Source organism: Streptomyces griseorubiginosus, from assembly GCF_017614965.1.
GTDB classification, from domain to species: Bacteria; Actinomycetota; Actinomycetes; order Streptomycetales; family Streptomycetaceae; genus Streptomyces; species Streptomyces griseorubiginosus_B.
In genome coordinates this window covers 1-25,303 of sequence record NZ_WVUG01000119.1, presented here as the reverse complement: position 1 = coordinate 25,303, position 25,303 = coordinate 1, and the positions used below count along the sequence as shown (strand labels likewise).

Genomic DNA, 25,303 nt, shown 5'->3' with positions numbered 1-25,303 from the left:
CGGGGAGGGTCGGGGGTGCGGTGCGGTGCGGACATGCGTGCTCCCTGGGACGTGGGTTACGGGGTTCAACGCGTGTTCGACCGGTCGGTCACTGTGCGCACGCCCCGATCGGCCGCCGGGTAGCTGAATCCTGTGCGAACCGCCTGTACAGCGCAGCAACCATTGCGTTACGGGCGTCCCCTCGTGCATGCTCCCTGGAACCCCCACGGACCGTGGGCGGGAACTGGGCTAAGGAGGCGTGGCGCCGTACCCTTGGGGGTATGGGGCGGGAAAGATGATTCCCGGACACAGCTCCGCCGCACACTGTCGTCCCTCCCATAAAGGATCAAAACGCCGAGACAGCCATGGCCGGTCACGAATTCTTCGAACCCAGGGACCGCAAGCGGCCCGTCGCCGACCCCACGGCGGCCGAGCCCCTGGCGGCGGAAGAGCCACGCCATTCCTGCGATCCCGCCTTCAAGCACGGCGTGGTCGTCGGTTTCGACGGCTCCACGTCCAGTGAGCGCGCTCTCGCCTACGCCATCGGCATGGCCCATCGCTCCGGCTCGGGCCTGATCATCGTCCATGTCGCCAACCGGCTGCCGACCACGGTGTGGGCGGGCTGCGAGCCGCCGGTCTTCGTGGACGTGCCGGACCACCGCACCGAGGTGCTCGGACTCGAGCTGGCCTGCGCCGACTATCTGGCCGAGGTGCCCTGGATCCTGGTCGAGCGCGGCGGTGACATCTGCCATGAACTCGAAGAGGTCGGGCGGGAGTACGAGGCCGACGCGATCGTCGTCGGATCGACGCACGGCATCGTGGGGCGCATCTTCGGCTCCGTCGCGGGGCGGCTCGCCAAGCGGGCGAAGCGGCCCGTCATCGTCATCCCCTGAGTCCCGGTCCGGTCTCCCGGCCGTCTCCCGACTCACCGTCAACTCCCTGTGTGCAGCCAGAAACTACTCGTGCGTAGAGGTGTTTGTGCCCTTGTGAAGGGCATATACGGATCACCGCACAACTGCACATGCACGAAGGGAGCCCGCCGTGGACAAAGACGTCTCCGCCGGGAGCGCGACCACCACCGTGGTCGGCCGACTCGCCCTGGGAATCACCCTGTTGGCGTTCGGCCTCGGACACACCGACGTGATCAACGGCGTCTCGGCCGCTGACGCGGTGTCACTGGCCCACTATGTAGGCGGCGTCACGCTGTTCGTCGCCGGTCTGTTCGCCTTCCGCGATCGTGACGCGGTGACAGGTACGGCCTACTCGGCGCTCGGCGCCCTGTGGTTCACCTGGGCCGTCACGGCCGGCAACGCGATGTCCGCCCACGCGGCAGGGCTGTTCCTGCTGCTGTTCGCCCTCGTCACCCTGACCCTGACCCTCGCGGGCGGGGACCAACTCGACCAGGGCGCCTACGGGTTGTTCTCGGTCTCCCTCGTGCTGCTCGCCATCGCGCAGTTCGCGACGAGCGGTTCACTCACGAAGGTCGGCGGCTGGTTCGCCGTCGCGGCGGGGGCCGTTGCCTGGTACGCGGCGACGGCCGCGCTCGCGCACTGGCCGACGGTACTTCCGCGACGCGCTGCGGGCCGGGGTGTGACGGCCACCGGTTAGCTGCGCCGGCCGGGGGGTGGGCGACTTCCCCGGCGATATGGACGGACCCCCCGTGACTGGTGGCATCACGTGGGGGTCCGTTCCGTTGTGTGGCCTCTGCGGGGCGGTGGGGGCTGGTCGCGCCCACGCGGCGGAGCCGCATATTGACACAGCCCCGCGCCCCCAAAGGCAAAAAGCCGTTACTCGACCGTCACCGACTTTGCGAGGTTCCTTGGCTTGTCGATGTCGCGGCCGAGGGCAAGTGCCGTGTGGTAGGCGAGGAGTTGGAGGGGGATGCCCATCAGGATGGGGTCCAGTTCGTCCTCGTTCTTCGGGACGACGATCGTCTCGTCGGCCTTCTCCTGCTGCTGGTGGGCCACCGCCAGGATCCTGCCGCTGCGGGCCTTGATCTCCTCCATCGCGGCGCGGTTCTTCTCCAGGAGGTCGTCGTCGGGGACGATCGCGACCGTGGGGAGGGCCGGCTCGATGAGGGCCAGGGGGCCGTGCTTGAGCTCGGAGGCGGGGTAGGCCTCCGCGTGGATGTAGGAGACCTCCTTGAGCTTCAGGGAGGCCTCGCGGGCCACCGGGTAGCCGCGGACGCGGCCGATGAAGAGCATCGAGCGGGCGTCGGCGTACTGCTCGGCCAGCTTCTTGATCTCCGCTTCCTGCTTCAGGACCTCGGTGATCTGCGCGGGCAGCTTGCGCAGGCCCTCGATGATGCGCTTGCCGTCGCGCACCGACAGGTCACGGGTGCGGCCCAGGTGGAGGGCGAGGAGGGCGAAGGCGACCGTGGTGTTGGTGAAGCACTTGGTGGAGACGACGCAGACCTCCGGGCCCGCGTGGACGTAGATGCCCGCGTCCGCCTCGCGGGCGATCGCCGAGCCGACCACGTTCACGATGCCGAAGACCCGGGCGCCCTTGCGCTTGAGTTCCTGGACGGCGGCGAGGACGTCGTAGGTCTCGCCGGACTGGGAGACGGCCACGTACAGGGTGTCGGGGTCCACCACGGCGTTGCGGTAGCGGAACTCGGAGGCCGGCTCGGCGTCGGCGGGGATGCGGGCCAGCTCCTCGATCATCTGGGCGCCGATCATGCCGGCGTGGTAGCTGGTGCCGCAGCCGAGGATCTTCACGCGGCGGATCTGCCGGGCCTCGCGGGCGTCCAGGTTGAGGCCGCCGAGGTGCACGGTGGAGAAGCGGTCGTCGATCCGGCCGCGCAGGACGCGGTCGACCGCCTCGGCCTGCTCGTGGATCTCCTTGTGCATGTAGGTGTCGTGGCCGCCCATGTCGTAGGAGGCCGCCTCCCACTCCACGGTGGTCGGCTCGGACGTCGTACGGGTGCCCTCGGTGGTGTAGGTGCGGAAGTCGTCGGCCTTGAGGGTGGCCATCTCGCCGTCGTCGAGGGTCACTATCTGCCGCGTGTGGGTGACGAGGGCGGCGATGTCGGAGGCGACGAACATCTCCTTCTCACCGACGCCGAGGACGACCGGGGAGCCGTTTCGCGCCACCACGATGCGGTCGGAGAAGTCGGCGTGCAGCACGGCGATGCCGTACGTGCCCTCGATGACCCGGAGGGTCTCGCGGACCTTCTCCTCCAGGGTCTCGGCCTGGGAGCGGGCGATGAGGTGGGTGAGGACCTCGGTGTCGGTCTCGGAGAGGAACTCCACGCCGTCCGCCTCGAGCTTGCGGCGCAGCTCGGAGGCGTTGTCGATGATGCCGTTGTGGACGACGGCGACCTTGTTCTCCGCGTCCAGGTGCGGGTGGGCGTTGACGTCGGAGGGGGCGCCGTGGGTGGCCCAGCGGGTGTGGGCGATGCCGGTGGTGCCCTTGAAGCGGGCCGGGACCTTCGCCTCCAGGTCGCGCACGCGGCCCTTGGCCTTGACCATCCGCAGACCGGCGGCCTTCGGGGAGGTCACCACGATGCCCGCCGAGTCGTAGCCGCGGTATTCGAGGCGCTGCAGGCCCTCCAGCAGGAGGGGAGCCACATCACGCTTCCCGATGTATCCGACGATTCCGCACATACAGATGAGTCCCTCAGCCGTAGACGATGCGGCGCAACTGCCTGAGCGTAAGCTCCGGCGGCGCGACCGCCCGGTATTTCAGGTCCGCCTCGATCCGTTCGAAGATCTCCGCGTTCACCAGGCCCTGCGCCTGCAGCTCGCGGTGGCGGCGACGGACGTACTCGGTGGTCGTCTCGTCGAAATAGGCGAGCACGTCCTGGATCACCCGCAGTGCCTCGCCCCGGCTCAGGGGCGTGGACCGCGTCAGATGATCGACAAGTTCGTCGTGCACCCGGTAGATCCTGAGGTACGGGAGATAGTTTCGCAAGAATCCTGCCCGATATCGGGCAGGCCGTCGGCGACGTTCTTTGGTGTTCTTATGAACCTCTGTTTGCGATCTGTCCATCCTGGGTCTTGTGGGCCGTTGCTCATGTGGACGAGTTTCAGTCGTCATGGACATACCTCGTATGGGAGTACCGGAGCAGCTGGCCGAGCGCATGAGCATGGCCGAGCAGCACGAGTACCTGCGCGCGAGATTCTCGCGGCGCAACCTGATGAGAGGCGGTGCCGTGACGATCGGCGCCGTCGCCGGTGGCGCGTTCGTGCCGGGTGCGGTCGCCCAGGCCGCCACGCCGACGCAGAGCCACACCTCGACCGAGTACGTCGACGGCTCGCTCGTCGCCCCGTTCGGCCGGCACCTCGCGTTCGGCAGCGACGCGAGCACCGAGATGACCGTCTCCTGGCAGGTCCCGGTCGCGGTGAAGAAGCCCTTCATCCGCATCGGCGCCCACCCGTGGGACCTCTCCCGCAAGATCGAAGCCGAGATCCGCACCCTCTACACTCCGGCCGGCGTCGGCGCGAGCGCGGACCACACGCAGTACTACGTGCACGCCAAGCTGACCCACCTGCGCCCGGGCCGGACCTACTACTACGGCGTCGGCCACCAGGGCTTCGACCCGGCCGAGCCGCACCTGCTCGGCACCCTGGGCACCTTCACCACCGCCCCCGACCGCGACAAGCCGTTCACCTTCACGGCCTTCGGCGACCAGGGCGTCAGCTACCACGGCCTGGCCAACGACAGCCTGATCCTCGGCCAGAACCCGTCCTTCCACCTGCACGCCGGCGACATCGCCTACGCGGACCCGGCGGGCGCGGGCAAGGCCGCCGACACCGGCTTCGACTCCCGCGTCTGGGACAGTTTCCTCGCGCAGACCGAGTCGGTCGCCAAGTCCGTGCCGTGGATGGTGAGTTACGGCAACCACGACATGGAGGCCTGGTACTCGCCCAACGGTTACGGCGGCGAGGAGGCCCGCTTCTCGCTCCCGGACAACGGGCCGGACAAGGCGAACCTGCCGGGCGTCTACTCCTTCGTCTACGGCAACACGGCGGTCATCTCGCTGGACCCGAACGACGTCTCCTTCGAGATCCCGGCCAACCTCGGCATCTCGGGCGGCACGCAGACCAAATGGTTCGAGGCGCAGCTGAAGAAGTTCCGGGCGTCGAAGGACATCGACTTCATCGTCGTGTTCTTCCACCACTGCGCCTACTGCACCTCCACCGCGCACGCCTCGGAGGGGGGCGTGCGACAGGAGTGGGTGCCGCTGTTCGAGAAGTACACGGTGGACCTGGTCATCAACGGCCACAACCACCAGTACGAGCGCACCGACGTGATCAAGGGCAACAAGGTCACCAAGAAGCTCCCGATCGGCGAGACCGCGTACCCCGAGACCGAGGGCGTCGTCTACGTGACGGCGGGCGCCGCGGGCCGCAGCCTGTACGCGTTCACCGCGCCGGACTCCTACGAGGGCCACCTGAACGAGGTCGACTCGGTCGCCTCCTTCATCAACACCAAGGACGGCAAGGTCAACGAGACCGTCGCCTGGTCCCGGGTGCGCTACCTCAACTACTCCTTCCTGCGTGTGGACGTCGAGCCCGCGCAGAAGGGGCGTTACGCCAGGCTGAAGGTGTCGGGCATCGCCGAGACCGGCGACCGCATCGACCACTTCACGGTGGCGCGCCGGGCCAAGTAGCGCCCGACGCACGGCAGTCGGTGTGCCCGGAAGGCAGGGCGCACACCCGGCAGGCGGTCCTCGTCGCGCTACATGCGCTTGAGGATCGCCTGTTTGGCCATCTGGAACTCCTCGTCGGTGAGCACCCCGGTGCGGTGCAGCTCGCCGAGTTCCCGCAGCCGCCGCAGCAGCGCGTCGTGGTCGTGCTCGCGCTCCTCGGCGGGCCCGAGCCGCTTGGGCTGTGCGGGCGGTGCGTCCGGCACGGCCGCCGCCGACGGATGCGGCAGCCGGGCCTGCACGGCCGCGGCGACCAGCGCCATCAGCGGGTCCTTCTTGAAGCCCCACAGCTCCACCGAGTTGGGGTCGTACTTGGCCGGCGCCTTGGTCTGTCCGCCGCGCACGGTGAACCGCAGATGCCCGTTCTCCAGGCCCACCGCGGGCTGCCACTCCACGGCGAGGACGTCCGCGAGGGCCAGGACGCGGTCGCCGGCGGCGGCCTTGGCGTCCTCCGTCTTCCAGTTCCACTCCAGCCGTACGCGCTCGCCGTCGAAGCTCGCCGTGCCGTCCCCGGCGGACACCGACAGCGGCACGGACGGACCCGGCAGCAGATACTCGTTCACCGGGTCGGAGGGGACCTCGTCCAGCAGCAGGGCGTTCCTGACCTCGTCCGTGAAGTACTCGGCGACGCCGTAGCGGTCGGACTCGACGAGGAGTTGGTACGGGTCGTTGGGCTCGGTGAGGCGGCCGCCGGAGGCCTGCAGCAGCGGGTCGGCGCCGTCGCGCAGCCGGAGTCTCAGCCGCCCCGACTTCTTGCCCTGCTCGAACGAGATCCCGGCCAACGCGCCGAGCGGGACGACGAGTTCACCCAGCGTGCGGCGCAGCAGACTGATGTTGCGGTCCCGTCCGGGGGTCAGCCGCAGGGCGTCGCCGTCGAAGGCCCAGGTGCCGTCCTTCTGGATGATTTCCGCCATGGGGGGATTGTTTCACCGGTTGTGCGGGAGAGTGGTCTCTACCAATCGGAGGGAGTGCATGTGAGACTGCACCGCGTTCTGGGATCGCTGCTGCTCGTGGCGGCGGCAGGCACCTTCACGGTAGGAGCGACGACGGTGACCTCGGTGACGAAAGCGAGTCCGGCCCCGCTCGGCCGGGTGGTTCCCGCAGCCGAGTCGGTCAGACCGGGCGGCGAGCCGTACCGGATCACCGGCACCACCGTCATCCGCGTCGACGACTCCCCGAAGGCGCGCCGGCTCGGCCAGTACCTCGCCGACATCCTGCGCCCGTCGACCGGCTACCGCCTGCCCCTGGTCACGCACGGCAGCACCGGCATCCAACTGCGCCTGACCAAGGGCCGTTTCGGCGCGGAGGGGTACCGCCTCGACAGCGGACCCGACGGCGTCCGCATCACCGCCGACGAGAACGCCGGCCTCTTCCACGGCATCCAGACCCTGCGCCAACTGCTCCCGGCCGCCGTCGAGAAGGACTCCGTACAGCCCGGGCCGTGGCTGGTCGCGGGCGGCACCATCACGGACCGCCCGCGCTACGCCTACCGGGGCGCGATGCTCGACGTCTCCCGCCACTTCTTCACGGTGGGGCAGGTCAAGCGCTACATCGACCAGCTCGCCCTCTACAAGATCAACGAACTGCACCTGCATCTCAGCGACGACCAGGGCTGGCGCATCGCCGTCGACTCCTGGCCGCGTCTGACCACGTACGGCGGCTCGACCGAGGTCGGTGGCGGCAAGGGCGGGTACTACACCAAGGCCGACTACCGGGAGATCGTCCGCTACGCGGCCTCCCGCTATCTGGAGGTCGTCCCCGAGATCGACATGCCCGGCCACACCAACGCGGCCCTCGCCTCCTACGCCGACCTGAACTGCGACGGAGTGGCACCCCCGCTCTACACCGGCACCGACGTCGGCTTCAGCTCGCTGTGCGTCGGCAAGCAGATCACGTACGACTTCGTGGACGACGTGATCCGGGAGCTGGCCGCGATCACCCCGGGCCGCTATCTGCACATCGGCGGCGACGAGGCGCACTCCACCAGCCATGAGGACTACGTCAGGTTCATGGACCGGGTGCAGCCGATCGTCGCCAAGTACGGCAAGACGGTGATCGGCTGGCACCAGTTGACCGGCGCGCACCCGGCGAAGGGGGCCATCGCCCAGTACTGGGGCCTCGACGACACCGACGCGGCCGAGAAGGCACAGGTCGTCAAGGCGGCCCGGAACGGCACCGGGCTGATCCTCTCGCCCGCCGACCGGATCTACCTCGACATGAAGTACACCGAGGACACCCCTCTCGGTCAGGACTGGGCCGGACTGGTGGACGTGAAGCGGGCGTACGACTGGGACCCGGGCAGCTACCTCGCCGACGCGCCGGCGTCCGCGATCAGGGGTGTCGAGGCGCCGCTGTGGACCGAGACCATCGTGACGGACGCCGACATCGACTACATGGCCTTCCCGAGGCTGGCGGGCGCCGCCGAGCTCGGCTGGTCACCGGCCGCCACGCACGACTGGGACGCCTACAAGGCGCGGCTCGCGGCGCAGGGCCCCCGGTGGGAGGCGCTCGGCATCGACTACTACCGCTCGCCGCAGGTCCCGTGGCCGACGAAGTAGGGCCCCTCACAAGGGCCATGGGCTGAACGGGCACCCCGGAGGACCGTACTCCGGGGTGCCCGTCCGTTCCCGGTCAGAACCCGGCGATCGGGTTCTTCAGGTAGCCGACGAGCTGGAGCGCGCCGGAGGGGTCGGCCAGGTCAACCATCTGCCGGTTGTCGCGCAGCTGGAGCCGGTTGAGGCAGGACAGGGCGAACTCGGGGGCGAACAGGTCGTACCGCTCGAACTTGTCGGCGAGTTCCGGCACCGACTCCTGGTACTCGCGGGTGACCTCCGCGACCGTCCGCCAGAAGCCGTCCTCCTCCAGGATCCCCTCGGTGGCGAGGTCGGCCGCGAGGAAGCGGAAGAAGCAGTCGAAGACGTCCGTGAAGACGGACAGGAGCTTCTTGTCCTCGGGGACGTCGACCCGCAGCCGCTCCACCGTCGGCGGCAGCACCGCGTCCGGGTCCATCACGGCGATCTCCTCGGCTATGTCCTTGTAGACCGCGCGCTGCACGACTCCGTCCTTCAGGACGAGGATCACGTTCTCGCCGTGCGGCATGTAGACCAGGTCGTAGGCGTAGAAGCTGTGCAGCAGCGGGGTGTAGTACGCCCGCAGATAGCGCCGCAGCCACTCCGTCGGCGCCAGACCCGACCGCTCGATCAGCGCGCCCGCGAAACAGGCGCCCTCGTGGTCGACATGGAGGAGGGAGGCCATGGTCGCGAGCGACTCGCCGTCCCGGAGGGAGGCCACCGGGCTCTCCCGCCACAGCGCCGCAAGCATCTTGCGGTACGGCGAGTAGCGGTCGGTCGCCTTCTCGTACTCCAGGTGCCGGTAGCCCACGGCGGCCCGCTCGCGGATGACGCTCAGTCCGGTCGCCTTGAGCACCGGGTCGCCCTCGATCAGCTGGGCCAGCCAGTCGTTGATGGCCGGGGTCGCCTCCATGTACGCGGCCGAAAGACCGCGCATGAAGCCCATGTTCAGGACTGAGAGCGCGGTCTTCACGTAGTGCTTCTCGGGGTGGGAGGTGTTGAAGAAGGTCCGGATGGACTGCTGGGCCAGGTACTCGTCCTCGCCCTCGCCGAGGCACACCAGGTGGCGGCGGGCGACCTCGGCGGCGAAGGTGACGGTGAGCTTGTTCCACCACTGCCAGGGGTGCACCGGGATGAGGAGGTAGTCGGCCGGGTCGAGGCCCTGGTCGCGCAGGACGCCCTCGAAGCGCTCGACGGTCGCCTCGCCCAGCTCGTCCCGTACGAAGGACTCGTACTCGATCCCGACGCCCGCCGTGAACGCGGCACGTGACCGGTGGGCCGCCAGCCAGACCAAGCGGACCGGGCTCGCGGTCTCGGGCGCGTACGACAGGTACTCGTGGACGCCGAAGCCGAGCCGGCCGTTGTTGGCGACGAAGCAGGGGTGGCCCTCGGTCATCCCGGTCTCGATCGCCTGGAAGCCGGACCGGGCCAGTTCGGCGACCGGGACCTGCGGTTTGGTGAGCTTGTAGCAGGTGCCGGAGAGCGTGGAGGAGATCTCCTCCAGGTAGACCGGCAGGATCTCGTCGCTCAGGCCGAGGGAGTTCTTCAGCTCGATGAAGAAGTCCAGTGCGGCGAGCGGGAGTTCACCGCCGTCACGGTGCCGGGTGATGGAACCGGCGTCGACCTGCCAGTGGTCGAGGGCGCGACGGGTGGCGGTGAAGCGGTAGCGGGTGAGGCCGTCGTCGCTGCGGACGACGTACGCCTCCCCGTCCCGCTCCGGTGCGATCAGCCGCTCGTGCGCGAACTCGGCGAGCGCCTTGCGCAGCAGGAGACGGTTGGCCTTCTCCCAGCGCTCGGGGGAGAGGTGGGCCACGGCGTCGGCGAGGGTCATACGAGCACCGCCTTCTCGAACTGCTCCCGCGTGCAGAAGCTCAGCAACGCCCGCTTCTCCGGCTTCTGTATCTCCCGCTCGGGCACGAACCCGACGGCCGCGTTGAGCGCGTGGACGGCCGTGTTGGAGACGTCCGGCTCGACGACGACACGGCGTACCGCCGGGTCCTCGAAGAGGTGCGTCATGACGGCGGTGATGACGGCACGGGTGAAGCCGTGCACGGGCGTGTCGGTCGGTGGGGTGAGGAAGTGCATGCCGATGTCCCCGGGCAACGGCTCGTACAGTCCGACGAGTTCGCGGTGGGCGGGGTCGTACTTCTCCATCAGGAAGGCCGGTTCGCCGTCCCGGTCCAGGCCGAGCAGCGCGTGGTGGTGCTCGTCGGCCGCGATGTCCATGTAGGCGCGCTCGACGTCGACCAAGGTCGCCTCCTGCATCATCCAGAAGGCGGCCTTGGGGTGGGTGACCCAGGAGTGGAGCAGCTCGGCGTCCTTCAGCGGGTCGAGGGGGCGGAAGGTGAAGGCGGCTGTTTCGGTGTTCATGCGGCGAACTCCTGGAACGCGATCGTCTTCTCCACCGGGTAGTACTCGGTGCCGAGCAGCTCGCGGATGATGTAACTGTTGCGGTAGGCGCCCATGCCCAGGTCGGGGCTGGTGATGCTGTGGGTGTGGACGCCGGCGTTCTGCAGGAAGACGCCCCGGCCGGTGATGTCGATGGCGTAGTTGCGGGCGACGTCGAAGTTGCCGTGGGAGTCGTAGCGCAGGCGGTCCCTGATCGGGGCCAGGAACTCCGGCTCGGTGTAGCGGTAGCCGGTCGCCAGGACCAGGCCCTGGGACTCGATCTCGAAGTCCTTCTCCTGCTCCTCCTGACGGAAGGCGAGGGTGTAGGTGCCGTTGTCCCAACGGGCGCCGGTCAGAGCGGAGTTGGTGAGCAGGCGGGTGGGGACCGGACCACCGAGGTTCTTCTGGTACAGCAGGTCGAAGATGTCGTTGATCAGGTCGCCGTCGATGCCCTTGAACAGGCCCTTCTGCTCGTCGGTGAGCCGGTAGCGGGTGGCCTCCGGCAGCCGGTGGTAGTAGTCGACGTACTCCGGGGAGGTCATCTCCAGCGTGAGCTTGGTGTATTCGAGGGGGAAGAAGCGCGGGGAGCGCGTCACCCAGTTCAGCCGGTAGCCGTGGACATCGATCTCGCTGAGCAGGTCCTGGTAGATCTCCGCGGCGGACTGCCCGGAGCCCACGATGGTGATGGACTCCTTCTTCACCAGTTCGCTTCTGTGCTGGACGTAGCGGGAGTTGTGGATGAAGTCGCCGCCCAGACCGCGCACGGCCTCCGGGAGGTGCGGTGAGGTTCCTGTGCCGAGGACCAGATGGCGGGCCCGGAAGGTGTCGCCGTTCTCCGTGCGCACGAGGTAGTGGCCGTCCTCGTACGTCACCTGGCTCACGGTCGTGTCGAAGCGGACGCTGCTCAGCTTGCCCGCCGCCCAGCGGCAGTAGTCGTCGTACTCGACCCGCAGCGGGTAGAAGTTCTCGCGGATGTAGAACGAGTACAGCCGCCCCTTCTCCTTGAGGTAGTTGAGGAAGGAGTACGGGGAAGTCGGGTCGGCGAGGGTGACCAGGTCCGACATGAACGGGGTCTGCAGGTGGGCGCCGTCCAGGAACATGCCCGCGTGCCACTCGAAGTCGGGCTTCGACTCCAGGAAGACGCCGTCGAGTTCGGCGATGGGCTCGGTCAGACAGGCCAGGCCCAGGTTGAAGGGGCCGAGCCCGATGCCCACGAAGTCATGGGTCGGCGGGGCGGGTTCAGGAAGCGCGGTCAAGGGACTCTCCCAGGTACTGCTCGGCGTGGCCGGCGATCAGGTCGAGGACGGCGGCGATGTCGGACGCCTGTGTCTCGGGGTTGAGCAGGGTGAACTTCAGGTAGTGGCGGCCGCCCACCTTGGTGCCCGCGACCACCGCCTCCCCGGAGGCGAACAGGGCCTTGCGGGCGTGCAGGTTGGCCCGGTCGATCTCGGCCGGGGCGGTGACGGCGGCGGGGATGTAGCGGAAGACCAGCGTGGACAGGCTCGGGCGGACGACCACGTCGAAACGGGGGTCGGCCGCGAGCTGCCGCCAGCCCTCCTCCGCCAGGTCGCACACCTCGTCGAAGAGTTCGCCGATGCCGTCGGCGCCCATGACCCTCAGGGTCATCCACAGTTTGAGGGCGTCGAAGCGCCGGGTGGTCTGCAGGGACTTGTCGACCTGGTTGGGGATGCGTTCGTCCACCATCCGGCGGGGGTTGAGGTACTCCGCGTGGTAGGTGGCGTGGCGCAGGGTCGAGCCGTCACGCACCAGCACGGCGGAGGAACTCACCGGCTGGAAGAAGGACTTGTGGTAGTCGACGGTGACCGAGTCGGCTCGCTCGATGCCCGCGAGGCGGTCCCGGTACTTCAGGGAGGCGAGCAGTCCGCAGCCGTAGGCCGCGTCGACGTGGAGCCAGGTGCCGTACTGGGCGCACAGCTCGGCGATCTCGGGCAGCGGGTCGATGGAGCCGAAGTCGGTGGTGCCCGCAGTGGCGACGACGGCCATGGGGACGAGGCCGTCGCGGCGGCAGCGCTCCAGCTCGTGGGCGAGGGCGACGGTCTGCATGCGCTTGTCGTGGTCGACGGGGACCGGGACCACCGACTCCGGGCCGAGGCCGAGCAGTTTCGCCGACTTCTGCACGCTGAAGTGACTCACCTCGGACGCGAAGACGCGCAGTTCGGCGAGGCTCTCGCTCTTGGCCTCCTCCCGGGCCAGCAGCAGCGCCTGGAGGTTGGACTGGGTGCCGCCGGAGGTGAACACGCCGTCGGCGGCCGTGCCGAGGCCGATGCGTTCGGCCGTCCAGTCGATGAGCCTGCGCTCGATGAGGGTGCCGCCGGCCGACTGGTCCCAGGTGTCGAGGGAGGAGTTGACGGCCGACAGGACGGCCTCGCCGAGCACCGCCGGGATCACGACCGGGCAGTTGAGGTGGGCGAGGTAGCGGGGGTGGTGGAAGTAGACCGCGTCGCGGAGGTAGACGTCCTCCAGTTCGTCCAGGACCAGGCCGGCGTCGCCCAGCGGCCGGTCCAGGTCGATGGCGTCGATCCGGGGGGCGAGGGCGTCGACGGTGACACCGGTGAACGGACGGTCGGTGGTGGCGAGTTTGGCCGCCACCCGCTCGACTCCTTCGGTCACGGAGCGGCGGTAGTGCTCCGCGGTCAGGTCATTGAGCAGGTGCGAGCGCATGTGGGGGGCCTCCGGTGGGGACAGTCCGAGCGGGTGGGTGAGGGGCGAAGTCACGGCTTCAAGGTCGAACTTAGGTTAGCCTAACCTAAGTTCGAGCCCCTTAATCCTGCCCCTCTCGTGACCGCCGTCACTCCTGTTCGCGCAGCTGCTCCTCGCTCAGGCCCTCTCGCCAGTAACCGACGAAGGTGACCCGCCGCCGGTCGATGCGGCGCTCCCCGACGAAGTGCCGGCGCAGCTGCTTCACGCAGCCCGACTCGCCCGCGATCCAGACGTACGGCCTCTCGGCGGCGGGGAGTCGGGCGGCGCGCAGGGCGTCGAGGGCCATGGGGGACCCCTCGACGCCGTCCGTGTCCTGGACCAGCCAGGTGATCTCGGCGTCCGCCTCGGTCGCCAGGTCCTGGATGTTCCCGGCGTCGCGCACCTCCAGCCAGACGCGGGCACGGGCGCCGGCCGGCAGGGACTCGAGGATCGCCGACACCGCGGGCAGGGCGGTCTCGTCGCCCCAGATCAGCGTCAGGTCGGTGTCCTCGGGCGGGCGGAAGCGGATCGCGCGGTTGTCCGCGACCGCCGGGCCGAGCAGCACGACCCGGTCACCGGCGGCGGCGCGCGCGGCCCAGGCGGACGCGGGGCCGGCCGGGGTGTGCAGCACGAAGTCGACGTCGATCTCGTCGGGGTCGCGGCGCAGGCTCCGCAGCGTGTACGAGCGCATCACCGCCCGTACGTCGTCGGGGAGTTCACGCCACGCCTGCCACCATCCGTCCCCCAACTCGTAGGGGACGGCGGGCTCGCTCTGCCCGGGGTGGGGGAGGAAGAGGGACAGCGACTGGTCGCGTCCCTCGGAGTGGAAGTACCGCAGGTCGTCCCCGGCGAAGGTGACCCGGACCAGGGACGGGCCGAGCCGCCTCGTCCGTACGACCTGCAGGGGGAAGAAACGGAACGCGGCGGCCACGGCCGTAGTCATGTCAGCTGACCTTCTTCGCCTTCTCGATGGCCTCGGCGAGGCTCGTGAGCAACGGCACGCACTTGTCGTACGACAGGATCGGCTCGGGGTTGCGGGCGATGACCTGGCCGGCCTTCACGGCGGGCAGCTTCTTCCAGGTCGCCTCGGTGATGTCGGCGGGCTGGATGGCGGAGGTCCGGTTGTCCATCATGATGATGTCCGCCGGGTACTTGTCGACGTTCTCCCAGCTCAGCGACTCGTACCAGCCGCCGCCCTTCGCCTTGGCCTTCTCCGGGGGCTCGACGAAGCTGACCCCGAGGGCCTTGAAGTACTCCAGGTCGACGGAGAGGTTGGAGCCGGAGACGTAGAAGAGGTCCTGGCTCGCGGAACCGGCCATCACCTTGATGCCGGGCTTCGCCCTGGCGGCCGCTCGCAGCCGGGCAGCCGCGTCCTCGAACCGCTTCTTCGCCTCGGTCACCTTGCTGGACGTGGTGTCCGCGCCGAGGGACTTGGCGAGCGCGAGCATCCTCTGGAGCGGCTCGGTCAGCTGCCGGTCGTAGACGGAGATGCCGACGCTGGGCGCGCCGACGGCGAGGATCTTCTTCTTGGACTCGTCCGGGACGTACCAGAGCGTGCCGGCGTCGTCGAACATCGTGGAGATCAGGACGTCCGGCTGGAGGGCCGCGTACTTCTCGATGTTGAACTGGCCCCACTCGTTGCCCAGCACGGTGAGCTTGCTGACGTCCATGTCGCCGGCCTGGACGTCTGCCTTGCCGTCCTTGGTCGTCGTCGGGCCGAAGACACCCTTGGCCTGGATGCCGTAGTCGTACAGCGCGGCGGCGACGCCGACGAAGGCGACGATGGCCGAGGGGACCTTGTCGGCCTTCGCGGTCTCGCCTCGGTCGTCCTTGAAGGACCAGGGGCCGGTCGCGGCGGCGGCCGTCCCGTCGCCTGAGCCACTGCTTTTCGCCTTGTCGTCCCCGCAGGCGGCGAGCGCGGCCCCGAGGCCGAGGGCGCCTCCCGCGGCCAGGATGCCGCGTCGGGTCGGATGGGTGGCACGGGCAAAAGGCATGGGTATGGCTGCTTTCGAACGGGGCGGAGCGCCCGCCGGACACGTCTAAGTGAGGTTAGCCTAACCTCAGCTGATGTCCAGAGGGCGGTTCGCCCCGTCTCCCGGCCCGATCTACCCCGCGAGCCCCAACTCCCGTGCGATCAGCATCCGCTGGACCTCGCTGGTGCCCTCGCCGATCTCGAGGATCTTGGAGTCGCGCCACATCCGGGCGACCGGGTACTCGTTCATGAAGCCGTAGCCGCCGTGGATCTGGGTCGCGTCACGGGCGTTGTCCACCGCGACCGTGGAGGAGTACAGCTTCGCCAGCGCCGCCTCCTTCTTGAAGGGCGCGCCGGACACCAGACGGGCGGCCGCGTCACGCCAGGCGAGGCGGGCGGTGTGGGCCTTCATCTCCATGTCGGCGATCTTGAACTGGATCGCCTGGTTGGCGCCGATCGGCCGCCCGAACGCGTGCCGCTCCTTGGCGTACTTCACCGACTCGTCCACGCACCCCTGCGCCAGGCCGGTGCCGAGGGCGGCGATCGCGATCCGGCCCTCGTCGAGGATGCGCAGGAACTGGGCGTAACCGCGGCCCTGTTCGCCCAGCAGGTTGGCGGCGGGCACCCGGACGTCCTGGAAGGACAGCTCACGGGTGTCGGAGGCGTTCCAGCCGACCTTCGAGTACGGCGGCGCGACCGTGAAGCCCGGGGTGCCGGAGGGGACGATGATCGAGGAGATGAGCGGCTTGCCGTCGGGCTTGCGGCCGGTGACCGCGGTGACCGTGACCAGCCCGGTGATGTCCGTGCCGGAGTTGGTGATGAAGCACTTGGTGCCGTTGATCACCCACTCGTCCGTCTCCTCGTCCAGCCGGGCCGTCGTGCGCGTCGCCCCCGCGTCCGAGCCGCCGTCCGGCTCGGTCAGGCCGAAGGCGCCCAGGATCTCGCCGGAGCACAGCCGGGGCAGCCAGGTGCGCTTCTGCTCCTCGGTGCCGAACAGGTGCAGCGGCATCGCGCCCAGGGAGACACCGGCCTCCAGGGTGATGGCGACGGAGGAGTCGACACGGGCCAGCTCCTCCAGCGCCACGCCCAGCGCCAGATAGTCGCCGCCCATGCCGCCGTACTCCTCCGGGAACGGCAGCCCGAACAGGCCCATGCGGCCCATCTCGCGGACGATCTCGTAGGGGAACTCGTGCCGCTCGTAGAAGTCGCCGATCTTGGGCGCCACCACCTCGTGCGCGAACTCCTCGACGGTGCGCCGGAGTTCCTCCAGCTCGGGGGAGAGTCGGTAGTCCATGGCTGTGATCACTGCTCCTGGTGGGAGAGGGCTCGGACGGTGCGGGACGGGCTGGGTCGGCCCAGGTGGTCGGCCATCCACACGCTGGTGGCGACGAGGCGGCCGAGGTCGACTCCGGTGTCGATGCCGAGACCTTGAAGCATCCACACGAGGTCCTCGGTGGCGAGGTTGCCGGTGGCGGACTTGGCGTACGGGCAGCCGCCGAGCCCGCCGGCGGAGGCGTCGACGGTGGTGACGCCGTGCCGCAGCGCGGCCAGGGTGTTGGCGAGGGCCTGGCCGTAGGTGTCGTGGAAGTGCACGCCGAGGGAGGTGGTGGGCACGCCGGCCTCGTTCAGCTCGGTCAGCAGGGCCGACACATGCCCCGGGGTCGCCACGCCGATCGTGTCGCCGAGGCTCAGCTCGTCGCACCCCATGTCGACCAGCGCCCGGCACACCCGGACGACCTGGGCGACGGGCACCGCCCCCTCCCACGGGTCGCCGAAACACATGGAGAGATAGCCGCGGACGTGCCCGCCCTCGGCCTTCGCCCGGCCCACCACCGGTTCGAACATCGCCAGCGCCTCGTCCACCGTGCGGTTGAGGTTGGCCTTGGCGAAGGACTCGGTGGCGCTGGCGAAGACGGCGACCCGGCGGGCGCCGAGGGCGAGGGCGCGGTCCAGGCCGCGCTCGTTCGGCACGAGCACCGGCAGATCCACGGGCAGGTCCGAGATCCGCGGGAACAGCTGCTCCGCGTCCGCTAGTTGGGGCACCCACTTGGGGTGCACGAAGCTGGTCGCCTCGATCGTCGTCAGCCCCGCGTCGGCCAGGCGGCGCACGAACTCCGCCTTCACCTCCGTCGGCACCGTCGACTTCTCGTTCTGCAGCCCGTCCCGCGCGCCGACCTCGTGGATCCGCACCCGCGGGGGCAGGTCCTGGTCCGGTACGACCATGGGGAGAGTCACTGGGCCTCCTCTGCCGAGCTCTCCAGCGGGGTGATGACCGCGAGCACCTGGTCCATGGCGACCGTGGTGCCCGGCGTGACGTCCAGTTCGGCGACGGTGCCGGCGTGCGGGGCGGAGATGACGTGCTCCATCTTCATCGCCTCCACCACCAGCAGGCTCTGACCGGCGCTCACCTCGTCCCCGACGGCCACCTTCACGACGGTGACCGTGCCCGGCATCGGCGCGGTCAGCGAGTCGGCGCCCGCGTGCGCCGCGTGGGTGAGGGACGCGGCCACGGGGTCGTGGTCCCGTACCTGCCAGGCGTCGCCGTCCCGGCCGATCCACTCGCCGGCCCGGTGGAAGGTGTGCCGGACGCCGTCGAGGGTCACGGAGACGGTGTCGTCGGTGACGGTGTGGGTGCCGCGCGGCACGTACGCGACGGGTTCCTGGACCCGCAGGTGGAAGGCGAGCGGCTTGGGCGCACCGCCCAGCCGCCAGCCGCTCGGCACCGAGAAGGGGTCCGTCCAGCCCTCCCCGCTCGGCCTCAGCGCCTGAAGACGTACGGCGGCGGCGGCCTCGTACACCTCCTCCGGCACGTCCGTGGGGACCAGGTCGTCCACCACGCGCTCCACAAGACCGGTGTCCAACTCGCCCGCCACCACCGCCGGATGCGCGAGCAGCCGCCGCACGAACCCCGCGTTGGTCTGCACGCCCAGCGTGACCGTCCCGGCGAGGGCGGCCCGCAGCTTGCGCAGGGCGGTCTCCCGGTCCGGCCCGTACGCGATCACCTTGGACAGCATCGGGTCGTACAGCGAGCCGACCTCCGTGCCCTCGCTCAGCCCGGAGTCGGTGCGGACCCCGTCGCCCTGCGGCTCGGCCAGCCGCAACACCGTGCCGCCGGTGGGCAGGAAACCGCGCGCCGGGTCCTCGGCGCACACGCGGGCCTCGATCGCGTGCCCGGTCAGCGTGATGTCGTCCTGCCCGAAGGCCAGTCGCTCACCCGCCGCCACCCGCAGCTGCCACTCCACCAGATCCAGGCCCGTGACCAGTTCGGTGACCGGGTGCTCCACCTGGAGGCGGGTGTTCATCTCCATGAAGTAGTACGAAGAAGGGTCGCCGCCCGGCACGATGAACTCCACCGTGCCCGCGCCCCGGTAACCGCAGGAGCGGGCCGCCTGGACGGCCGCCTCGCCCATCGCGGCCCGGGTCTCCTCGTCGAGGAGCACGCTCGGCGCCTCCTCGACGACCTTCTGGTGCCGGCGCTGCAGCGAGCACTCGCGCTCGCCGAGGTGGACGACGTTCCCGTGGCCGTCCGCGAGCACCTGGATCTCGATGTGCCGGGGCCGGTCCACCCACCGCTCCACGAGCAGCGTGTCGTCGCCGAAGGAGGTCCGCGCCTCCCGGCGGGCGGCGGCGATCTCCTCGTCCAGCACGGCGAGGTCCCGCACCAGCCGCATGCCCTTGCCGCCCCCGCCGGCCGACGGCTTGAGCAGCACGGGCGCACCCAACGCGCGGGCCGCCTCGGCCAGTTCGGGGTCGCGTCCGCCGGGCACGACCGGCACCCCGGCCGCCCGCACGGTCTCCTTGGCGCGGATCTTGTCGCCCATGAGGGAGATGGCCTCGGCGGGCGGTCCGATGAAGACCAGCCCCGCGTCGGCGCACGCGCGCGCGAAGGCCGCGTTCTCCGCGAGGAAGCCGTATCCCGGGTGGACCGCCTGGGCGCCGCTGCGGGCGGTGGCCTCGAGGAGCCGCTCGATGGACAGATAGCTCTCGGCCGCCGGTGCCGGGCCGAGCCGTACCGCCGTGTCGGCCTCCCGGACGTGCCGGGCGTCGGCGTCCGCGTCGGAGAAGACGGCCACCGAGCGCACGCCCAGCGAGCGGAGCGTCCGGATCACCCGGACGGCGATCTCGCCCCGGTTGGCCACCAGCACTGTGTCGAACATCGGTTCCCTCCCCGTCACATCCGGAAGACGCCGAACTGGGGGTCACCCAGGGGCGCGTTGGCACAGGCGGTCAGCGCGAGGCCCAGTACCTGCCGGGTCTCCAGGGGGTCGATCACGCCGTCGTCCCAGAGGCGGGCGGTGGCGTAGTAGGCGTTGCCCTGGTGCTCGTACTGCTGCCGGATCGGCGCCCTGAACGCCTCTTCCTCCTCAGCGGGCCATTCCTCGCCGCGCGCCTCCATCTGGTCCCGCTTGACCGTCGCGAGGACGGAGGAGGCCTGCTCGCCGCCCATGACGGAGATCTTGGCGCCGGGCCACATCCACAGGAAGCGGGGGGAGTAGGCCCGGCCGCACATCGAGTAGTTGCCGGCGCCGTACGAGCCGCCGACGACGACCGTCAGCTTGGGCACGCGCGTGCAGGCCACCGCCGTCACCATCTTGGCGCCGTGCTTGGCGATGCCGCCCGCCTCGTAGTCCTTGCCGACCATGAAGCCGGAGATGTTCTGCAGGAACAGCAGCGGGATGCCGCGCTGGTCGCACAGTTCGATGAAGTGGGCGCCCTTCTGGGCGGACTCGGAGAACAGGATGCCGTTGTTGGCGACGATGCCGACCGGGTGGCCGTGGATCCGGGCGAAGCCGGTCACCAGGGTCTGCCCGAACTCCGCCTTGAACTCCGCGAACCGCGAGCCGTCGACCACGCGCGCGATGATCTCGCGGACGTCGTAGGGGGTGCGGGGGTCGACGGGCACGGCGCCGTAGAGGCCGTAGGGGTCGACCTTGGGCTCGACGGACGGCACGACCTCCCAGGGCAGGGGCCCGCGCGCGGGGAGCGTCGAGACGATGTTCCGGACGATGCGCAGCGCGTGCGCGTCGTCCTCGGCGAGATGGTCCGTCACACCGGAGACCCGGGAGTGGACCTCGCCGCCGCCCAGCTCCTCGGCCGTGACTACCTCTCCGGTGGCCGCCTTCACCAGGGGCGGACCGCCCAGGAAGATGGTGCCCTGGTTGCGCACGATCACGGCCTCGTCGCTCATCGCCGGGACGTACGCCCCGCCCGCCGTGCACGAGCCGAGGACCGCGGCGATCTGCGGGATCCCGGCGCCGGACATCCGTGCCTGGTTGTAGAAGATCCGTCCGAAGTGCTCACGGTCCGGGAACACCTCGTCCTGCATCGGCAGGAACGCGCCTCCCGAGTCGACCAGGTAGACGCACGGCAGCCGGTTCTCCAGGGCCACCTCCTGGGCGCGCAGATGCTTCTTCACCGTCATCGGGTAGTACGTGCCGCCCTTGACGGTGGCGTCATTGGCGACGATCACACACTCGCGCCCGCTCACCCGCCCGATCCCCGCGATCACACCGGCCGCCGGGGCCGCCCCCTCGTACATCCCGTCGGCCGCCAGGGGGGCCAGCTCCAGGAACGGCGAACCCGGATCGAGGAGCGTGTCCACCCGGTCGCGCGGCAGCAGCTTGCCGCGCGCGGTGTGCCGCGCCCGCGCCTTCTCGCCGCCGCCGAGCCGGGCCGCGGCCAGCTTGCCGCGCAGCTCCTCGGCCAGCGCCCGGTGCGCCTCCTCGTTGGCCCGCCAGGCCTCCGACGCGGGGTCGGCCGCGCTGTGGAGCTCCGGTGCCTCGTGCATCCTTGCGGTCCCCTCACCCAGTGATCGCCTGTTAATGAGCGTTAACCATCTCCTTCAGGTTAACGACCGCTAACCTCCCTGTCTAGAATTGCCTCCATGGCCACCAGAACCGACGCCCCCACTCGCCGCGAGCAGATCCTCAAGGAGGCCGCGCGGCTGTTCGCCGAGCGCGGTTTCCACGGGGTCGGGGTCGACGAGATAGGCGCCGCCGTCGGCATCAGCGGCCCCGGTCTCTACCGTCACTTCGCGGGCAAGGACGCGATGCTCGCCGAGCTGCTGGTCGGCATCAGCGGGCAGCTCCTGACGGGGGCGAAACGGCGGCTGCAGGAGGCCGACGGGGTGGCCTCGGAGGCGGTCCTCGACTCGCTCATCGAGGGGCACATCGACTTCGCGCTCGACGACCGCCCCCTGATCACCCTGCACGACCGCGAGCTGGACCGCCTCCGGGACAGCGACCGCAAGCTGGTGCGCCAGCTCCAGCGGCAGTACGTGGAGCTGTGGGTGGAGGTGCTGCGCGAGGTCTACCCGGGGCTCGCGGAGCCGGCCGCCCGCTCGGCCGTGCACTCGGTCTTCGGGCTGCTCAACTCCACCCCGCACCTGGGCCGCCCGGGCTCACTGCCGGGCCGGGGCGCGACGGCGCAGCTGCTGCACCGGATGGCGAGGGGGGCGTTCGCGGCGGCCGGTACGCAGTGAGCGGTGCGTCCGCGGCCCGCGAAGGGCTCTCCCATGGACCTGCTCCGTCCCTCCCTGGACAACTGGCGCCCTGCTCCGCCGCCTCCCTTCCCAGTGGCGGCGTGACGAGCGTTACGGTCCGACTCCTCTGGACGGGTGAACGTACTCGCCGGTACCTTTGTGGTCTGAGCAAGCGCTTAGACATGGACCCTTGAGCCAGCTGGAGGTGGCGGCGGTGCGCCGTACGGTGTTCAACGAGGATCACGAGGCGTTCCGGGAGACCCTCCGGGCCTTCATCGAGGCCGAGGTCGTCCCGGTCTACGACGAGTGGTTCGCGGCGGGCCAGGCGCCGCGCGACTTCTACTACAAGCTCGCCGAGCTCGGCATCTTCGGCATCCGCGTCGACGAGGAGTACGGCGGCGCCGGCATCGACTCGTACAAGTTCGAGGCGGTGATGTACGAGGAGACCGCGCGCGCGGGCGTCCAGTTCGGCGGATCCGGCGTGCACGTGCTGCTCGGCCTGCCGTACATCAAGATGCTGGCCACCGACGAGCAGAAGAAGCGCTACCTGCCGAAGTTCGTCACCGGCGAGGAGATGTGGGCCCTCGCGATGACCGAGCCGGGCACCGGCTCCGACCTCGCGGGCATGAAGACCACCGCCAAGCTCTCCGAGGACGGCACGCACTACGTCCTCAACGGCGCCAAGACCTTCATCACCGGTGGCGTGCACGCCGACCGCGTCATCGTCTGCGCCCGCACCTCGGCGCCCACCGCCGAGGACCGCCGCTTCGGCATCTCCCTGTTCGCCGTCGACACCAAGTCCGAGGGCTACTCCGTCGGCCGCAAGCTCGACAAGCTCGGCCTGAAGACGTCCGACACCGCCGAGCTGGCGTTCGTCGACGTCAAGGTCCCGGTCGAGGACCTGCTCGGCGAGGAGAACAAGGGCTTCTACTACCTGGGCCACAACCTCGCCTCCGAGCGCTGGGGCATCGCCTTCGGCGCCTACGCGCAGGCCAAGGCCGCCGTCCGGTTCGCCAAGCAGTACGTCCAGGAGCGCACCGTCTTCGGCAAGCCGGTCGCCTCCTTCCAGAACACCAAGTTCGAACTGGCCGCCTGCCAGGCCGAGGTGGACGCCGCCGAGGCGGTCGCCGACCGCGCGCTCGAGGCGCTCGACGCCGGTGAGCTCACCCCCGCCGAGGCCGCCAGCGCCAAGCTGTTCTGCACCGAGGTCGCCCACCGCGTCATCGACCGCTGCCTCCAGCTGCACGGCGGCTACGGCTTCATGAACGAGTACCCGATCGCCCGCTTGTACGCGGACAACCGCGTCAACCGCATCTACGGCGGTACCAGCGAGATCATGAAGACGATCATCGCGAAGGACATGGGCCTGTAAGGCTCCTGCAATTACCGGCCCGTAGAAAAGGTGCCATGAACGAGGCACTCCAGGACCTCCTCGATCTGCTCGACCTCGAGCAGATCGAGGAGAACATCTTCCGCGGCCAGTCCCGGTCCGCCGTCGTCCCGCGCGTCTTCGGCGGACAGGTCGCGGCCCAGGCGCTGGTCGCGTGCGGGCGCACGGTTCCCGCGGACCGGCACGCCCACTCCCTGCACGCGTACTTCCTGCGGCCCGGCGACCCGGGTGCGCCCATCGTCTACACCGTCGAGCGCATCCGCGACGGCCGCTCCTTCACCACCCGCCGGGTGGTCGCGGTCCAGCACGGCCGGCCGATCTTCTCCCTGTCGGCGTCCTTCCAGACCCACGAGGACGGCCTCGACCACCAGGCCCCGATGCCGCCCGCGCCCGACCCGGTCACCTTGCCCACCTCGCAGGAGCGGCTGCGCGGCTACGACCACCTCGACCCCGGCATCGTGGAGAAGTTCCTGCAGGCCCGGGAGGCCATCGACCTGCGCTACGTCGAGGAGCCGCCGTACGGGAAGTACGGCGAGCCGCGCGAGCCGCACTCCCAGGTCTGGTTCCGCACCAACGGCAAGCTCGACGACGACCCGCTGCTCCATGTCGTCCTCGCCACCTACGTCTCCGACATGACCCTGCTCGACTCGGTCCTGCTCGCGCACGGCCGTGGTGGCTGGGCGGTGGGTGACGTGGTGGGGGCGTCCCTGGACCACGCCATGTGGTTCCACCGCCCGTTCCGCGCCGACGAGTGGCTCCTGTACGACCAGGAGTCCTCCTCGTCGTACGGCGGCCGTGGCCTCGGGCAGGCCCGCATCTACACGCAGGACGGGCGGCTGGCGATCTCGGTGATCCAGGAGGGCGTGGTCCGGGTCCCCCGCTGACGGCGGACCGTCAGGCCAGGCCCGCCTCCGCGAGCAGGTAGGCGGTCATCGGGTCGTAGTGCCGGGGGCTGACCACGTGGTCGTCGAGGGGGACCGTGACCTGCAGGGTTCCCTCGGACTCGCCGAGGAAGAGGGCGGGGTCGTTGCTGTCGGCGTAGCCGACCGAGTCGACCCCGTGCTGTCCGGCGTACCCCGCCCAGCCGTGGTCGGCGACCACCAGGTCGGGCAGCGGACGGCCCTCCCGCTCCAGCCCCTTGAGGATCGCCTTCATCGGCTCCGGCGAGTGCGTGTGCCACAGCGAGGCGCCGTGCTCCAGCACCGCCACGTCCGCGAACTGCATGACGTACCCCTCGTCGGTCTGCAGCCCTTCCGGGATGACGACGATCTCGCAGCCGGCGCCGCGCAGAGCGTCCGCCGTGGCGCGGTGCACGTCGAGCAGGCCGCCCGGGTGGCCCGTGGCGAACAGCACGCGCTGCTGCCCCTCGGCCGCCTTGCGCAGCCGGCCCGCGAGCCGCTCCAGCGCGGCCACCGTCAGCTCGGGGTCGATGGTGTCCTGGCCGTACCGGTACTCGGGGTCGTCGTTCACGCCGACCCGCTCCGCCATCACCGCGAGCACGTCCTGCTCGTCGCTCCAGCGGTCGCCGAGCTCCAGACCGAGCCAGTAGTGGCGGTCGCCGTTCGCCAGCCTGCGGTAGTGGCTGAGATTGTTCTCGCGGGGCGTCGCGACGTCGCCCGCGATACGGGTCCGGACGAGGTGGTCGACGAGCTCGGCGCGGCTGGGGGTCCCGGGTATCGGCATGTGTCCCATTGTGAGGCAGCCGCCCGCGCCGGTCCCTGGTGTCCCGCACGCTGGGACGTGGGTCACGTACTCATCCGCCTGGTAGGTCCAGCTCATTGCCTGCCTCTTGCCTGCCTATTGCCGCCGCAGCGCGAACCACAGCTCCATGCGTACGTCGGGGTCGTCCAGGTCCGTGCCGAGCAGCGCCGCGCACCGGGCGATCCGCTGCCGCACGGTGTTGCGGTGCACGGACAGGGCGATGGCCGTACGGTCCCAACTGCCGTGCAGGGACAGCCAGGTGCGCAGCGTCTCGGTGAGCGCGGGCGCCTCGGCGATCGGCGCGAGCAGCACACGCGCGTGTACGGCGGCCTCGTCCGCCGGCACCAGGTCCGCGAGCCCCGCCCGCGCACCGTGCCGGACCAACGCGGCCCGCGTCGCCCGCGCCCGCGCCTGCGCCCGCGCGGCCTGCGCGTCGGCCACCCCCCACGCCTCCGGCCCCACGACCCCACTG

General features: G+C 70.1%; 22 protein-coding genes. 7 read left to right on the top strand and 15 right to left on the bottom strand.

The annotated features are described in order from the left end of the window. Positions 1 to 344 precede the first annotated feature (344 nt). Together GRC12_RS22410 and GRC12_RS22405 are read left to right on the top strand one after the other, a co-directional pair. Positions 345 to 872, top strand: coding sequence for a universal stress protein (locus GRC12_RS22410; protein ID WP_200700081.1), 528 nt, complete (start codon positions 345 to 347; stop codon positions 870 to 872). 148 nt (positions 873 to 1,020) lie between these two features. Then, positions 1,021 to 1,587, top strand: coding sequence for a GPR1/FUN34/YaaH family transporter (locus tag GRC12_RS22405; RefSeq protein WP_208781166.1), 567 nt, complete (start codon positions 1,021 to 1,023; stop codon positions 1,585 to 1,587). 179 nt (positions 1,588 to 1,766) lie between these two features. Here the strand turns inward: GRC12_RS22405 and glmS are convergent, their stop codons facing one another. Both glmS and GRC12_RS22395 read right to left on the bottom strand, forming a co-directional pair. Beyond that, the gene (glmS, locus tag GRC12_RS22400) at positions 1,767 to 3,584 is read right to left on the bottom strand and encodes a glutamine--fructose-6-phosphate transaminase (isomerizing) (protein ID WP_208781165.1); all 1,818 of its coding nucleotides are present in this window, start codon (positions 3,582 to 3,584) and stop codon (positions 1,767 to 1,769) included. 13 nt (positions 3,585 to 3,597) lie between these two features. Beyond that, the gene (locus GRC12_RS22395; protein WP_133040768.1) at positions 3,598 to 3,855 is read right to left on the bottom strand and encodes a hypothetical protein; all 258 of its coding nucleotides are present in this window, start codon (positions 3,853 to 3,855) and stop codon (positions 3,598 to 3,600) included. 175 nt (positions 3,856 to 4,030) lie between these two features. Between GRC12_RS22395 and GRC12_RS22390 the strand changes: the two genes are divergently transcribed. Beyond that, complete coding sequence (locus tag GRC12_RS22390) at positions 4,031 to 5,593, top strand: purple acid phosphatase family protein (protein ID WP_208781164.1); 1,563 nt, start codon at positions 4,031 to 4,033, stop codon at positions 5,591 to 5,593. Between the two features lie 68 nt (positions 5,594 to 5,661). Here the strand turns inward: GRC12_RS22390 and GRC12_RS22385 are convergent, their stop codons facing one another. Next, entirely contained in the window at positions 5,662 to 6,543 is an 882-nt protein-coding gene (locus GRC12_RS22385) for a DUF4429 domain-containing protein (protein WP_208781163.1), read from the bottom strand. 60 nt (positions 6,544 to 6,603) lie between these two features. Between GRC12_RS22385 and GRC12_RS22380 the strand changes: the two genes are divergently transcribed. Further along, positions 6,604 to 8,187, top strand: coding sequence for a beta-N-acetylhexosaminidase (locus GRC12_RS22380; RefSeq protein ID WP_208781162.1), 1,584 nt, complete (start codon positions 6,604 to 6,606; stop codon positions 8,185 to 8,187). Positions 8,188 to 8,260: 73 nt separating this feature from the next. Here GRC12_RS22380 and GRC12_RS22375 read toward each other — a convergent pair whose 3' ends face one another. The 10 genes from GRC12_RS22375 to GRC12_RS22330 all read right to left on the bottom strand — a co-directional run bounded on the left by GRC12_RS22375 (position 8,261) and on the right by GRC12_RS22330 (position 21,047). Continuing rightward, the gene (locus GRC12_RS22375) at positions 8,261 to 10,030 is read right to left on the bottom strand and encodes an IucA/IucC family protein (protein ID WP_208781161.1); all 1,770 of its coding nucleotides are present in this window, start codon (positions 10,028 to 10,030) and stop codon (positions 8,261 to 8,263) included. After that, positions 10,027 to 10,569, bottom strand: coding sequence for a GNAT family N-acetyltransferase (locus GRC12_RS22370; RefSeq protein ID WP_208781160.1), 543 nt, complete (start codon positions 10,567 to 10,569; stop codon positions 10,027 to 10,029). The genes GRC12_RS22375 and GRC12_RS22370 overlap by 4 nt, the downstream gene beginning before the upstream one ends. Then, on the bottom strand, positions 10,566 to 11,843 hold the full coding sequence (locus GRC12_RS22365) for a lysine N(6)-hydroxylase/L-ornithine N(5)-oxygenase family protein (protein ID WP_208781159.1): 1,278 nt from the start codon (positions 11,841 to 11,843) through the stop codon (positions 10,566 to 10,568). The genes GRC12_RS22370 and GRC12_RS22365 overlap by 4 nt, the downstream gene beginning before the upstream one ends. Continuing rightward, positions 11,827 to 13,269 (bottom strand): lysine decarboxylase DesA, encoded by a 1,443-nt coding sequence (desA, locus tag GRC12_RS22360; RefSeq protein ID WP_208781168.1) that lies wholly within the window; start codon positions 13,267 to 13,269, stop codon positions 11,827 to 11,829. The genes GRC12_RS22365 and desA overlap by 17 nt, the downstream gene beginning before the upstream one ends. Before the next feature lie 127 nt (positions 13,270 to 13,396). Continuing rightward, positions 13,397 to 14,230 carry a siderophore-interacting protein gene (locus GRC12_RS22355; protein ID WP_208781158.1) on the bottom strand — a complete coding sequence of 278 codons (834 nt, stop codon included), beginning with the start codon at positions 14,228 to 14,230 and terminating at the stop codon, positions 13,397 to 13,399. A 1-nt stretch (position 14,231) separates the two neighbouring features. Further along, positions 14,232 to 15,281 (bottom strand): ABC transporter substrate-binding protein, encoded by a 1,050-nt coding sequence (locus tag GRC12_RS22350; protein WP_208781157.1) that lies wholly within the window; start codon positions 15,279 to 15,281, stop codon positions 14,232 to 14,234. Between the two features lie 111 nt (positions 15,282 to 15,392). Beyond that, positions 15,393 to 16,553: an acyl-CoA dehydrogenase family protein gene (locus GRC12_RS22345; RefSeq protein WP_208781156.1), complete on the bottom strand. Its 1,161-nt coding sequence runs from the start codon at positions 16,551 to 16,553 to the stop codon at positions 15,393 to 15,395. Positions 16,554 to 16,561: 8 nt separating this feature from the next. Next, the gene (locus GRC12_RS22340) at positions 16,562 to 17,494 is read right to left on the bottom strand and encodes a hydroxymethylglutaryl-CoA lyase (RefSeq protein ID WP_208781155.1); all 933 of its coding nucleotides are present in this window, start codon (positions 17,492 to 17,494) and stop codon (positions 16,562 to 16,564) included. Continuing rightward, positions 17,491 to 19,416, bottom strand: coding sequence for an ATP-binding protein (locus GRC12_RS22335; RefSeq protein ID WP_208781154.1), 1,926 nt, complete (start codon positions 19,414 to 19,416; stop codon positions 17,491 to 17,493). The genes GRC12_RS22340 and GRC12_RS22335 overlap by 4 nt, the downstream gene beginning before the upstream one ends. Before the next feature lie 14 nt (positions 19,417 to 19,430). Further along, a complete protein-coding gene (locus GRC12_RS22330) occupies positions 19,431 to 21,047 on the bottom strand; it encodes a carboxyl transferase domain-containing protein (RefSeq protein ID WP_208781153.1) in 1,617 nt (538 codons plus the stop codon). Between the two features lie 96 nt (positions 21,048 to 21,143). Between GRC12_RS22330 and GRC12_RS22325 the strand changes: the two genes are divergently transcribed. From GRC12_RS22325 to GRC12_RS22315, 3 genes are all read left to right on the top strand, one after another. Beyond that, positions 21,144 to 21,740: an SACE_7040 family transcriptional regulator gene (locus GRC12_RS22325; RefSeq protein WP_133040781.1), complete on the top strand. Its 597-nt coding sequence runs from the start codon at positions 21,144 to 21,146 to the stop codon at positions 21,738 to 21,740. Between the two features lie 214 nt (positions 21,741 to 21,954). After that, positions 21,955 to 23,112, top strand: a complete 1,158-nt coding sequence (locus tag GRC12_RS22320) for an acyl-CoA dehydrogenase family protein (RefSeq protein ID WP_208781167.1) — start codon at positions 21,955 to 21,957, stop codon at positions 23,110 to 23,112. A gap of 35 nt (positions 23,113 to 23,147) precedes the next feature. After that, positions 23,148 to 24,014, top strand: a complete 867-nt coding sequence (locus GRC12_RS22315; protein WP_208781152.1) for an acyl-CoA thioesterase — start codon at positions 23,148 to 23,150, stop codon at positions 24,012 to 24,014. Positions 24,015 to 24,024: 10 nt separating this feature from the next. Here the strand turns inward: GRC12_RS22315 and GRC12_RS22310 are convergent, their stop codons facing one another. Together GRC12_RS22310 and GRC12_RS22305 are read right to left on the bottom strand one after the other, a co-directional pair. After that, positions 24,025 to 24,813 carry a phosphatase gene (locus GRC12_RS22310; protein ID WP_208781151.1) on the bottom strand — a complete coding sequence of 263 codons (789 nt, stop codon included), beginning with the start codon at positions 24,811 to 24,813 and terminating at the stop codon, positions 24,025 to 24,027. Between the two features lie 114 nt (positions 24,814 to 24,927). Next, on the bottom strand, positions 24,928 to 25,303 hold a 376-nt coding region (locus tag GRC12_RS22305; protein ID WP_208781150.1), incomplete at its 5' end, for a PucR family transcriptional regulator.

What these genes read in the sequence shown, in the direction of transcription:
- GRC12_RS22330 (WP_208781153.1), bottom strand. Translation starts at nt 21,047, where the DNA reads ATGCACGAGGCACCGGAGCTCCACAGCGCGGCCGACCCCGCGTCGGAG.
- GRC12_RS22375 (WP_208781161.1), bottom strand. Translation starts at nt 10,030, where the DNA reads ATGACCCTCGCCGACGCCGTGGCCCACCTCTCCCCCGAGCGCTGGGAG.
- GRC12_RS22390 (WP_208781164.1), top strand. Translation starts at nt 4,031, where the DNA reads ATGGGAGTACCGGAGCAGCTGGCCGAGCGCATGAGCATGGCCGAGCAG.
- GRC12_RS22335 (WP_208781154.1), bottom strand. Translation starts at nt 19,416, where the DNA reads ATGTTCGACACAGTGCTGGTGGCCAACCGGGGCGAGATCGCCGTCCGG.
- GRC12_RS22410 (WP_200700081.1), top strand. Translation starts at nt 345, where the DNA reads ATGGCCGGTCACGAATTCTTCGAACCCAGGGACCGCAAGCGGCCCGTC.
- GRC12_RS22355 (WP_208781158.1), bottom strand. Translation starts at nt 14,230, where the DNA reads ATGACTACGGCCGTGGCCGCCGCGTTCCGTTTCTTCCCCCTGCAGGTC.
- GRC12_RS22325 (WP_133040781.1), top strand. Translation starts at nt 21,144, where the DNA reads ATGGCCACCAGAACCGACGCCCCCACTCGCCGCGAGCAGATCCTCAAG.
- GRC12_RS22310 (WP_208781151.1), bottom strand. Translation starts at nt 24,813, where the DNA reads ATGCCGATACCCGGGACCCCCAGCCGCGCCGAGCTCGTCGACCACCTC.
- GRC12_RS22370 (WP_208781160.1), bottom strand. Translation starts at nt 10,569, where the DNA reads ATGAACACCGAAACAGCCGCCTTCACCTTCCGCCCCCTCGACCCGCTG.
- GRC12_RS22315 (WP_208781152.1), top strand. Translation starts at nt 23,148, where the DNA reads ATGAACGAGGCACTCCAGGACCTCCTCGATCTGCTCGACCTCGAGCAG.
- GRC12_RS22350 (WP_208781157.1), bottom strand. Translation starts at nt 15,281, where the DNA reads ATGCCTTTTGCCCGTGCCACCCATCCGACCCGACGCGGCATCCTGGCC.
- GRC12_RS22345 (WP_208781156.1), bottom strand. Translation starts at nt 16,553, where the DNA reads ATGGACTACCGACTCTCCCCCGAGCTGGAGGAACTCCGGCGCACCGTC.
- desA (WP_208781168.1), bottom strand. Translation starts at nt 13,269, where the DNA reads ATGCGCTCGCACCTGCTCAATGACCTGACCGCGGAGCACTACCGCCGC.
- glmS (WP_208781165.1), bottom strand. Translation starts at nt 3,584, where the DNA reads ATGTGCGGAATCGTCGGATACATCGGGAAGCGTGATGTGGCTCCCCTC.
- GRC12_RS22385 (WP_208781163.1), bottom strand. Translation starts at nt 6,543, where the DNA reads ATGGCGGAAATCATCCAGAAGGACGGCACCTGGGCCTTCGACGGCGAC.